The organism is Bartonella sp. AC329YNZD (genome assembly GCF_042196685.1).
Classification (GTDB): domain Bacteria; phylum Pseudomonadota; class Alphaproteobacteria; order Rhizobiales; family Rhizobiaceae; genus Bartonella.
Map to the genome: position 1 here is coordinate 1 of NZ_JBHIQS010000009.1, position 12,112 is coordinate 12,112.

General features: G+C 40.7%; 7 protein-coding genes and 3 pseudogenes. 6 read left to right on the forward strand and 4 right to left on the reverse strand.

The genetic code is table 11. The features are described from left to right. From ACFIMW_RS05450 to ACFIMW_RS05475, 6 genes and pseudogenes are all read left to right on the forward strand, one after another. Positions 1-963, forward strand: a pseudogene (locus ACFIMW_RS05450) (tol-pal system protein); the annotation flags it as partial. An 18-nt stretch (positions 964-981) separates the two neighbouring features. After that, a complete protein-coding gene (tilS, locus tag ACFIMW_RS05455) occupies positions 982-2,469 on the forward strand; it encodes a tRNA lysidine(34) synthetase TilS (RefSeq protein WP_375608106.1) in 1,488 nt (495 codons plus the stop codon). A gap of 114 nt (positions 2,470-2,583) precedes the next feature. After that, a complete protein-coding gene (gene ftsH, locus ACFIMW_RS05460) occupies positions 2,584-4,752 on the forward strand; it encodes an ATP-dependent zinc metalloprotease FtsH (RefSeq protein ID WP_375608107.1) in 2,169 nt (722 codons plus the stop codon). A gap of 550 nt (positions 4,753-5,302) precedes the next feature. Continuing rightward, complete coding sequence (gene glmM / locus ACFIMW_RS05465; protein WP_375608108.1) at positions 5,303-6,667, forward strand: phosphoglucosamine mutase; 1,365 nt, start codon at positions 5,303-5,305, stop codon at positions 6,665-6,667. Positions 6,668-7,419: 752 nt separating this feature from the next. After that, positions 7,420-7,548, forward strand: a complete 129-nt coding sequence (locus ACFIMW_RS05470) for a type II toxin-antitoxin system RelB/DinJ family antitoxin (protein WP_375608109.1) — start codon at positions 7,420-7,422, stop codon at positions 7,546-7,548. Positions 7,549-7,713: 165 nt separating this feature from the next. Further along, complete coding sequence (locus ACFIMW_RS05475) at positions 7,714-7,917, forward strand: hypothetical protein (protein ID WP_375606527.1); 204 nt, start codon at positions 7,714-7,716, stop codon at positions 7,915-7,917. 772 nt (positions 7,918-8,689) lie between these two features. Here ACFIMW_RS05475 and ACFIMW_RS05480 read toward each other — a convergent pair. The 4 genes and pseudogenes from ACFIMW_RS05480 to ACFIMW_RS05495 form a co-directional block, all read right to left on the reverse strand. Further along, positions 8,690-8,859, reverse strand: a pseudogene (locus tag ACFIMW_RS05480) (integrase arm-type DNA-binding domain-containing protein); the annotation flags it as partial. A gap of 802 nt (positions 8,860-9,661) precedes the next feature. Continuing rightward, positions 9,662-10,714, reverse strand: a complete 1,053-nt coding sequence (gene virB11 / locus ACFIMW_RS05485; protein WP_375606526.1) for a P-type DNA transfer ATPase VirB11 — start codon at positions 10,712-10,714, stop codon at positions 9,662-9,664. 21 nt (positions 10,715-10,735) lie between these two features. Continuing rightward, positions 10,736-11,923: a type IV secretion system protein VirB10 gene (virB10, locus tag ACFIMW_RS05490; protein ID WP_375608110.1), complete on the reverse strand. Its 1,188-nt coding sequence runs from the start codon at positions 11,921-11,923 to the stop codon at positions 10,736-10,738. A gap of 27 nt (positions 11,924-11,950) precedes the next feature. Further along, positions 11,951-12,112: pseudogene (locus ACFIMW_RS05495) on the reverse strand (P-type conjugative transfer protein VirB9); the annotation flags it as partial.

Genomic DNA, 12,112 nt, shown 5'->3' on the forward strand with positions numbered 1-12,112 from the left:
GCCACGGATGCTGCCGATAAAGCTTCTGATGTGATGAAAAACACCCCTGATGCTGCGGGTAAAGCCGCATCTGATGCAGTAAAGAAAGCTACGGATGCTGCCGATAAAGCTTCTGATGTGATGAAAAACACCCCTGATGCTGCGGGTAAAGCCGCATCTGATGCGGTAAAGAAAGCGTCGGATATTGCGGAATACCGAGGAATTATTTTAGAAAATCAACAGGATTTATTTAAAGATTATGATTTAGATAAGCTTTTGCATAAGATACGAGCGGTGCTTGAGCATAACAATTTGAAAAATGTTAACAAGCAGTTTTCTCGGCTTTTTGGTAAAAAAGACTCTTCTGTTTATTCTTGTTCCTTTGAAAATGCCGCTTTAGATGAACAATCTCAGACTGTAAAAAAAGAGATGGTGCAGGATCATAGTACAGGTGATCAGATAGAGGTTGCTTTTGCAGAGGCTAAGGGGAAGCGCCATGATCATGAAAACAGTAACCATTTGAAAAAAAATCATAAAGATGCGAATGAAACAGGAGATCATTTAAAAAAAGCTCATGATGTAAGTGATCATATTGAAGAACAACAGAGTGCAGATGAGGCTCTTTTTTCTTCCAAAGCTTTGTATAAAGAAGGTTATGATTTTATTCGTTCCGCCAACTATGTTGAAGCTGAAAAAACCTTTTGCACTTTTCAAAATCGTTACAAAAAAGATCCTTTGAGTGATGATGCTTTGTTTTGGTTGGCAGAATCTTTGTTGGGGCAAAAACGCTATCATGAAGCCGCACAAGTTTATCTTACGGCATGGTATGCAGATAAAAAGAAGCTTTATACTTCTGAAATTTTGTTAAAATTAGCAAGAAGTATGGTTGCCCTTGAGGTGAATAAAGAGGATTGTACTCATTTTGTGAAAAAATCAAAACGTCAACAAACATTAGCATCTGTTTTTTGTAAACCTGCAAAATAAACAGCGAGGTCGTTTTCGGTGTGCGTTAGACTGGCAAGAAATCTCTTTAAAACATCGGATTTTATTCCATGTCAGAAGTTGATTCTTGCCGTCTCAGGGGGAAGTGATTCTTTGGCTTTGATGTTTTTGGTCAAAGAGCATTTGGAAACTCTCGTATTTCCTCCAGAAATGATTGTTGTCACGGTTGATCATCAATTGCGTAAAGAATCGATGCGTGAGGCAGAAACTGTTGCGAAAATTTGTCGTGTCCATGATATTCAACATATCACTGTGCGATGGGAAGGCGAAAAGCCAAAGACGCATATTGCTTCCAGCGCGCGTGTTGCACGCTACGATCTCTTGGTTAAAGAAGCACAAAAACAAGGCGCATCAGTTATTATGACGGGCCATACACTCAATGATCAGGTTGAAACCTATCAAATGCGGTATCAACGTCTCCAAAAGAACAGAGGTGCTTTATATAGTGAAGCTGTTACCATGCGCGATGAGGTTTATGTCAGTGGTTTTGATGGTATTTTGCGCGGTGAAGCCGAGGGTATACGTGATGAGTTTCATGCCAGAAAAACAAGAAAAAATATTTCCGAAAAAAACGATGGTCCGCTCTACGAGCGTGGTTTATCCTGTATTCCGCGCGAGGCGTTGTTGCATAGAAAAGTGCGTTTGATTCGTCCACTCCTTGGTGTAAAACGCCAAACATTACGGAATTATTTACGCTTACAAGGACAAACATGGATTGATGATCCAACCAATGAAGATCATAATTTTGAACGCGTGCGTGTGCGTCATTCTCTGCGTTCCGAAAAGCTTGTTGATATTGCTAAAAAAATAAATGAAGCCGCATTGCAACGTCGTCAACACGCGCAAAATATTGCCGATTTTATTTTAGATCTGGATATTACTGTTCAATATGGGCGTTGTTTTATCGTAAAGCCTGCGCTATTTTTACAGAAACATTCCAGTTTTCCTTTCGTGGCGGGGCTTTTTGCCGTGCTGATGGGAGGGGGATTTTATTTGCTTCCTCATCAAAAATTAAGCATGCTTGTTCAAAAACTCTGTCTCGATTCTCCAGAAAAGAAGCGTTTTACTTATGCGGGCTCTGTTATTGAATATAACAAGCAGGGAATTTCTTTGTGGCGAGAAGGGCGAAATATAAAAGAGGCTATCGTTGAGCCAGATAAAACTTTTATATGGGATGGGCGCTATCAGATTACAAATCATGGATCCGAGGCTATAAAAGTTGGAGCCGCAAATTTAGAACAGCTGAAATTTTTATTAAAAAATAGCGATTTTGAGCTTGAAAAGCCTCATTTCCCCTCTTTACAATCGCTGGTGATGATCTCAAATGACAAAGGGTGTGATATTCCAGAGTTGATTTCTCAAGCGGTTGTTCATAAAAATGTTATCATCAGGCGGATTATGGCACCTTTCTATTGGCTTTCTTCGCGCGAGGACGCTGCACTGGTGAGTGTTGTGGAACCTTTTTTTAATATTGAAGTGAAAAGATAAAGAAAAATTACTCTAAAAGAGAATAAACAGCTTCTCATCCCTTGGCAAGGGGCTGACAAGGTTATATGTTAAGGGGAAATGTTTGAAATCTAGATTTGATTAAGTGGGCTGAATATGAATTCCAATTACCGCTCTCTCCTCATTTGGGGAGTTATTGCCTTAATTTTGATTGTGTCGTTTTCTTTCTTTAATGGAGATAGTCAGCGTTCTGGTGGTGGAGAGGTTTCTTATTCTGAATTTTTACAAAAAGTTGAGAATAATGAGTTGAAATCTGTGACCATTCAAGGTCAAAAGTTAACAGGACAAACTATTGAACATAGAGCTATTTCAACCTATGCTCCACGAGATCCAGGTTTGATACAAAAATTGGAAAGCAAAAACGTCAATGTTAAAGCTATTCCTGAAAGCTCTGGAAATAGTATTTTCCTCAATCTCCTCTTTTCCTTATTGCCTGTTATTATTATCGTGGGGGCGTGGGTCTTTTTTATGCGGCAAATGCAAAATGGATCACGCGGTGCAATGGGGTTTGGGAAGTCAAAAGCAAGATTGCTTAATGAAGCGCAAGGACGTGTTACTTTTAAAGATGTTGCCGGTGTTGAAGAAGCAAAGCAAGATCTTCAAGAAATTGTTGAATTTTTACGCGAACCACAAAAATTTCAACGTTTAGGAGGCCGTATTCCACGCGGTGTTTTGCTTGTTGGTCCTCCAGGAACCGGTAAAACTTTGCTCGCACGCTCTGTGGCTGGTGAAGCCAATGTGCCATTCTTCACCATTTCAGGGTCTGATTTTGTTGAAATGTTTGTAGGTGTTGGGGCGAGCCGTGTGCGTGATATGTTCGAACAGGCTAAAAAAAATGCCCCTTGTATTATCTTTATCGATGAAATTGATGCTGTTGGGCGCCATCGGGGTGCTGGACTAGGAGGGGGAAACGATGAACGCGAGCAAACCTTAAATCAGTTGCTTGTTGAAATGGATGGGTTTGAGCCCAATGAAAGTATTATTCTTATTGCTGCAACAAACCGTCCCGATGTCCTTGATCCCGCTTTATTGAGACCAGGGCGTTTTGATCGGCAAGTTGTTGTGCCAAACCCTGATGTTTCTGGGCGTGAACAAATCTTGAAAGTGCATGTGCGCAATGTGCCTTTAGCGCCCAACGTTGATCTGAAGATTTTGGCAAGAGGTACACCAGGATTTTCCGGTGCGGATCTGATGAATCTGGTCAATGAAGCTGCTCTTATGGCTGCAAGCCGTAATAAAAGAGTCGTGACAATGCAAGAATTCGAAGATGCGAAAGATAAGGTGATGATGGGGGCTGAGCGTCGTTCAACCGCTATGACACAAGAAGAAAAAGAACTCACTGCCTATCACGAAGCAGGACATGCTATTGTGGCTCTTAATGTGCCAGTTGCTGATCCTGTCCACAAAGCAACAATTGTCCCAAGGGGAAGGGCCTTGGGAATGGTGATGCAATTGCCTGAAGGTGATCGCTATTCCATGAGTTATCGTTGGATGATTTCTCGTCTGGCCATTATGATGGGTGGACGTGTGGCTGAAGAATTGAAATTTGGAAAGGAAAATATCACCTCCGGTGCTTCTTCTGATATTGAACAAGCAACCAAATTAGCGCGCGCAATGATCACACGATGGGGATTTTCTGATCTGCTTGGGAATGTTGCTTATGGAGATAACCAAGATGAAGTCTTTTTGGGTCATTCTGTTGCGCGAACACAAAACGTTTCTGAAGAAACAGCGCGCATGATTGATATGGAAGTGCGTAAGCTTATTGATGATGCCTATAAAAATGCTACAGAAATTTTGAAAACAAAAAGAAAAGAATGGTTTGCTTTGGCACAAGGTTTGTTGGAATATGAGACTTTAACGGGAGCTGAAATTAACGAAGTTATTGCAGGAAAGCCTCCTTCACGCACACAGAAAGATGAGAATGCTGCACCACGGGGATCCTCTGTTCCGAAAACTGGAACAGTGAGGGTAGAGACAGCAGGCGCAGAGGAAAAAGACGCTGAAACAGCGCCTAAAATAGCAACTCATAAGGTAGAGACTGATAAACTAGAAGAGGGTAAGGCAGAGGGAGCTGTAGGGAAGAAAACAGCAAAATCCAGTGATGTTGAACCTAAGGAGCTTCAGTCTAAAAAAGTGCAATCGGATGAGACTGAGAAAAAAGCGCAAAGCACAAAAGGTACCACAAAATCAGTCAACCGCTCTAAAAGTAAAAGCAGTGCAGAAAAAAAGTCAAATACGGTGGGACATGATAAAGGAAAATAGGAGCCTTTTAAGAACGCTTGAGTGACGATGTTTTAGGAAAACTTCTAAATTTTTTGAGAAAGGCGCAAGCTTTGTTTGCGCCTTTCTTGCAATATTTGCAAAAATATGGAAGCAAAAAAATTAAGCAAAGCCGTTGTATGATGACGGCTTTAGCATGCTACAAGGCGAGGTGTACTGTTGCTTTTCTAATGTGGTAGGGGTTGTAAGGTTAGGTGATAGATTTTCTTGCTGATTTGGTAGGGTATGAGGTTTGGTGCTGAGTTTCTTTACGGATTTAGCAAGTGTGTGAGATTATCCGTTGGTTGTGTTAAAGGGATGTGTAGAGCATTTTGAGGAGATAATATTTCTTTTATGTGTGAGGGTGTAACATAATTGTTTGAGAGTGGTTTAGATGTGTAGATGGTGAATAGGGGGCTTGATTGTCTAAATGCATGAAGGTTTAAGATCAATGATCTGATTTTATACGGGGAGAGGAGGACTATTGTACCAAGGGGGCTTTTAGGGGTTTAAAAAAGTCAAAGGGAAAAAGTAGATATTAAAGGAAAGAGGTATGGTACAAAAATATTTTGGTACAGATGGAATTCGGGGGAAAGCCAATTCATTTCCGATGACACCCGATTTTGCTATGAAGGTAGGGATGGCGGTAGGGGTTTTATTCCGCTCACAACATCAATCACGTCGTGTGGTGATTGGAAAGGATACACGATTATCGGGCTATATGTTGGAAAACGCTTTGGTTTCAGGATTGACCGCTGCGGGGATGGAAGCTTTTTTATTGGGTCCAGTGCCAACACCTGCTGTTGCAATGCTTTGCCGCTCTTTGCGCGCGGATCTTGGGGTGATGATTTCTGCTTCTCATAATCCCTTCTATGATAATGGAATTAAACTTTTTGGTCCTGATGGTTTTAAGCTTTCAGATGATATGGAAGCGAAAATTGAACAATTAATCGATACAGATCTTTCAAAATCTTTAGCAAGTTCTGCCGAAATTGGTTATGCAAAACGGGTTGAAGGGGATATTTATCGTTATATTGAATATGCCAAACGAACTCTGCCGCGCGATGTTCGCTTGGATGCTGTGCGTATTGTTGTGGATTGTGCCAATGGGGCGGCTTATAAAGCGGCTCCTCGTGCTTTATGGGAATTGGGGGCTGAGGTTTTTGCTATTCATGATGAGCCAAATGGTACCAATATTAATCAAAAATGTGGGTCAACCGATTTAAGTTCTTTAAAACGAAAAGTGCATGAAGTACGTGCTGATGTGGGTATTGCTCTTGATGGAGATGGAGATCGTGTTCTCATTGTTGATGAAAAAGCACAAACGGTTGATGGAGATCAGTTGATTGCTGTAATTGCTGAAAATTGGCATAAAATGGGACGATTACGGTGCAATGGTGTTGTTACAACAATTATGTCAAATCTTGGACTAGAGCGTTTCTTGAACGGCAAAGGGTTGCACCTTGTAAGGACAAAAGTTGGAGACCGTTATGTTGTCGATGCCATGCGCCAAAAGGGATATAATGTTGGTGGTGAGGCTTCTGGGCATATTGTGCTCAGTGATTTTGGCACAACGGGTGATGGCTTGGTGGCTGCCTTGCAGGTTTTAGCCTGTATGAAAGAAAGCCAAAGTCCTATGAGCCAATTGTGTAAACGGTTTGAACCTGTACCGCAAATTTTAAAAAATTTAACGGTTAAAAATAAAAATGTCCTGAAAAAAAATCCTGTTAAAACGGCTATTGATCAAGCAGAGAAAAAGTTGGGAAAAGAAGCACGCCTCGTTATCCGTGCTTCTGGAACTGAACCGGTTATCCGCCTTATGGCTGAAGGCGATGCACGAGAAGTGTTGGATGCGGTCGTAACAGAGTTGATGGATGTTATTACGCAACATGATGCATACGTGGGTGCTGTGCTTTGAGGAATCTTGAATGCTGTGAGGTAAGTAATCAGGTAATCTTTTGAGAGATAGAAGGGAAGTTTGCTACGGGAATTATTTGTTGGAATATAAGGGGATATTTCTAACGTTGAGTAGACTTCAAGCGGGTGACCTTTGAATAAAGGGGAGGCTTCTTATGATGGTTGAGGGGAAGAAAAAGAATAAAGACTAAAGCTTGGAGGCTTGTGTGTGCTAGAGGAGGGGAGATCTTGAGAGAGGGATGAAAATTCTTGAGTTGTATAGAAGAAAAAGCTGGTGAGAGCAGTCAGTCAAAACGGTTATCCAAGAAAAACGGTTGTTGATGAAGGAGTTTTGGGATTCGTGTAATGGCGAAAATCTATCCTTTATACATTGCATATAAGGGAGGATCAGAGATTAGATAAAAAAGGGTTTGGCGATTTATACTGATAAAGCGATGTCGTTTCGTGATTTTGTCTTTAATGTTGTCTTGGGATGCACTTCATAACTATGGGTTTGATTCATCAAAAGTTCTCCCTAAAGAACAACTTCAGGATAAAAAGCTAGTGAACGAGCTTCAAACAGCTGTTCAATTTTTGCAACAAAGACATATACAAGAGATCAACAACGCATCTGTGCGTACAAAGTCAAAAGATGTGATACGGTCAAGAAATCTAATGCATTAGAAACTTTTTATTGTAGCTCATTTGGGGTCTCATTAAAGAGTAACTAAAGGAGGGTTACTTATAAATATAGCGGTGGATTCAAGAGATATTGTGCGAGCATGTATAGATAAGAATTTAAAAAAAGCCCATGAAATATTAGCCCCTCTAGGGCTTACGGTGTCTTATTTTGTACGGATTGCTTTGACTAAAGTTGTCAATGAAAAGGGATTTGTCGTTTGATATGTATGTTCCTAATGAAACAATATATTGATTTATAATGATAATTTAGCGTTATTCAAGTTGAATTAGCCCCCTAATATCGTAAAATTTTCTCATTTCAAATCTATTCCATGTTGAATCAATCAAAATCATTTGCTTGCACGTCACAAGCGGGGGGGAGTCCATGTGGAAAAAACCGTACAAGAAAGAACTAAAAATGGTTCTTATGAGCCCTCTCTAGTGCCAAGGGCTGTCAACACTCACGAGCTGGCAAAGTGTGTGATGGTGCCAGCATGCGAGACGCTTGAAATTTTTGAGAAAAGTGAAAGAGGAGAAGATGTTTTTTTTGTAAAAGATGTGGAGGATTTATTTCGTCATTTGGATATTTGATACTTCTGATCATTCATTTAAAATTGGCTTTTAATTTACATCATTATAGTTACGGGTATCACGTATTTTTATTGATAATTTACAGGGATTCCGTATATTGAACAATTATGCAAACAATGATCGAAACGACAGCTTATCCTATTATGCCGTAAAACACCGTTGTTTAGAGCGGTGGTATAAGGCATGAAAAGCTTTATATATTGAATGTTTTTAGATATCGTGATCAGTATTTCAGGGCAAGGTTTGTCTGTCGCGCCTATGAAGTGAATCGCGTGAGTGGTCAGTAGCAGGAAGCCGCCGAGAGATGCTGGACTGTTGACAGGCTCGTGGCGGGTAGGAATCTCACTCCTTTGAGGTGTGGGGGAAAGTCAATTAACTTGTGCGAAAGAGGAAGGTATATCACCTGAAGCATTATTTAATATTGTTTTTTTAAATTGCTGCTAATCCAGATGCTGGTGTTTTTATGCAAGGAATGAGGTGAGAGCAAGGAAAGTTAGATTCCCAACAAAGCATAAGGGTAAAAGTGGGGAATATAGGGTTATACCCTTTTTGGGTGGTCAAAATATTCCGGTGTTTCTCTTAGATATTTACAGTAAATTATCTCAAGGAAATTTAATTAAGCTAGTAAGCTAGCTAGTAAGCTAGAAAGAAATGAACTTAAGTGAATTTTAACTGCACTCTTAAACGAATATCGAAAGGAAAAAATAATGGATAAGGCAAATAAAGTAGGATTGCGTATATTACAAGGAGCTTGTGAAGCTCTTTCTTAATGGGGGTTACGACCCTCACGTAAAACAGCACACCATTGTGTGCAGTTTCACGGGTTTGTTTTAAAGAAACATTTCTTAAGGCACTCAGATCCATTTCATGGCGCAGACCATGAATGGTATAACGATAAAGCCATTGAACACCTCTATCTTTACGTTTGTGAAGAAGCAAGCCGGTGCACCATTACACACTTTACCAGCTCATGAGTGTTGCGATAGCCCTTGGCACTAGAGAGGTTTCATAAGAGCCATTTTTAATTCTTTCTTGTACGGTTTTTTCACATGGACTATCCGCTTGTAGTGTGCAAGCAAGTGATTTTGATTGCTTCAAGATACACAGATTTGTAATGAGAGAATTGTACGGTATTCAGGACTCTCATTCAACATACAAAACAGTGAACTATCATTATAAATCAATGTATTGCACGTTTGTGAAGAAGCAAGCCGGTGCACCATTACACACTTTACCAGCTCATGAGTGTTGCGATAGCCCTTGGCACTAGAGAGGGTTCATAAGAACCATTTTTAGTTCTTTCTTGTACGGTTTTTTCCACATGGACTCCCCCCCGCTTGTGACGTGCAAGCAAGTGATTTTGATTGCTTCAAGATAAGCAAGTTTGAAATGAGAGAACTGTACGATATTCAGGGTTCTAATTCAAGTTGAATAACGATAAATTATCTATATAAATCAATACTTTGTTCTTATGCTAAAGGTGAAGTGGATGTCATAAAATTTGGTAGCCATATCCTTGCAAACATTGATGTCAAAAAAATCAGAAAAAATATAGGGTTATAGATATCATTTTCGGCATGTTTTGGTTTTTCTGTAAGGCGCATTCGTGATTGGAAACAGGGACGATATTCTATAGATACTTTTTCTCGTTTGTTACTTTCAATCATTGAAAATGAACCTGAAGCGATCAATTGTGCTCTTAAAAAATCTCTATTGGCATAAGAGGGGGAGGGTATCGTTTTTTTTAAAAAGCATCACGGCGCTTGAAAGGGTCGTAATAAATTTCTGTTACACGAAATTTTCCTTCCAAACGTTTACATTGGATGATGACATCTATCATCGAGATTAATAAGCCGCGGATATCGTCGCGTGCTAAATTACCACCCCCGTCACTTTCTTTGACTAAAAGGGTCATTTGTTCAAAGGCGGCGAGTGCTGTTGAGGCATGGACGGTGGTGATAGAACCTGGGTGACCGGAATTGACATTACGGATATAGTAAAAGGCTGTACCATCACGCAGCTCTTGCAAAAGAATTCTGTCGGGGCGCATACGCAATCCAGATTCAAGCAGTTCTTTTGCTCCAGCTTTTGCTAAGCCTTGATTATCTTTTGAATAAAAGAGCTGCACTTTGTTTGTGTGTGGAACGACAAGCTCGGGCGTGTCTTCTATGGTGAGAATGCGTTCATATTCAGGGATTTTTGCAATTAAAGCTTTGGAGAGGGTTGTTTTACCAGAACCGGTTTTTCCAGAGATTAAGATATTTTGTTGTGTAACAACAGCGCGTTCTAAAAATGTACAAAAGTCTTTGGCGATAAAGAGATCTGTTAGCTCTTTTTCTGTATCAGAGAGTTCACTTGCCCGTTTTGTCATTTGTTCAAGGGGGGTAAAACTGACGTTTCTGGTGACAGAAAATAGCTGGTTTTCGTGTAGACTTTCAAGAGAAAAAGTGCGTGATGAAGGTTTGCGAATTGTCATGCTCATGGTGTTGGGGGCAACGGCAGGGGGCATGACAATTTGTATGCGTTCGTTATTGGGCAGTGTTGCGGAAAGAACGGGATTTTCTACACTAATTTTTTGTGTTGTGTAGGCAGCAACAACTTTCGCAATCCCTTCTAGTTCGCTGTAGGTTAGCTCTTTTAAGATGTGGGTTTGCCAACCATTTGGACCCTCAACAATCACTTCGCCTGGGCGATTGACAACAATCTCAAATAAATTCTCATCATTGAGGAAGTCATCTAAGATTTTTAATTTTGTTAAAACGATAGAGGCTCGTTCTATGTTTTTTGCTGTTGGCATAATATACTCTGAACGTGAGAATTAAAAAAAGGAATAGCCTGGCGTAGAACGCGAGAAAGCGTTTCTCTTTTTTCCTGTGATGGTTAATTTATAAACAGAGGAAAAATCGAGATCTTTTGCTACGAAAATGTTGACCAGTTCGCCTTGAAATTTTTCTAAGGTAGGAGGGATATTGATTTGATTTTCAAGGGCAATACTGGCGGCTTCTTTTCCAGTGTTGTTTGCGCCTTCAAAACCGCCGCCTCCAGAGTTGTTTGAACCTCCTTTATTGGAATTGCCTACTATTTTATTTGTTAAAACTGTTGTGGCACCATCAATAACGGTCAACAAAAGGGAAGAGCCAAAGCGTTCCCACCAATGGGTGTTGATGTTGCCATCAAAACCAGCTCTTCCTAAACTGTCTGTTGCGGGTGAGGCAAGGTCGATGATGACACCGGTTGGAGTTTTTGCTCTTGTCCAGAGAACAAAGAGGCGGGATTGACCTTGTTTTATCCCTCCGCGGTATTCGCCAATCACTTGAGTTCCTTTATCAAGTAAAACAACGCGACCATTGTCGGAGAGGATATCACGGTTAATAATGCAGCTTGCAAAGCCTGGTTGCTCACTGTTTAATGCCGTTTCTAAGATACAGGGAATAGAGGTTCCCATGGCGATGATAAAGTTTCTATTGCCGATGAGTTTTGCTTTTGCTTTTGCTTCTTCTGTTTTGGTAGGCTTTAATAGGGTCGCAAAATTTTGTGTGTCTTGAAGGGCAGAGGAATTTTTCATATTGGCGAGATTTTCAAGGGTATTGAATTTTTCAAAGGGATTGAGAGTCGTGTTGACAATGTCTTTTAATTGAGACCTAGAGCCTTTGGCAAAAGCAAGAACGGGGGCGCGTCTTGCGGCATCAAGTAAGGGATCATCTTTTTTCGGTTCTTGTGCGAGTGGTTGTGGGGGTGGTAAGGTTATTGGCGCTATGTTTGCACGCGGGTCAGAGGGGACGAGCTCTAAAGGGGCGAGGGAATTGTGAAAGCTTTGTTCTTGTTTTTTATGAGCTTTTGCAGTGTCTTTTTGTTCTGTGGGGGTGGATAAGATGTTCCAGAGGACATAGCCGCAGATTCCTATACAGGCTATTGCGACAACTATTTTTTTGCCGGCGGTTTTGGCGCTATTGTTTTTGCCATCTCCAATAGATCCTCGATCTTCGATGATTGATTTATCACTCATGTGTTGTCCCCTTTAATTCCCGCTTATTTAAAGATCTGATGCAATTTTACGTTCAACAGATGGTGAGGTGGTTTCGGTTCCTAGATTAATACCTTTTGGTTGATAGGCTTCATTAAAGACGCATAGGATATTTTTTCCCTGTCTTAGGGTGAAGCGTGCGCTAATGGCATGGTCAGTTACCCTGTTGCC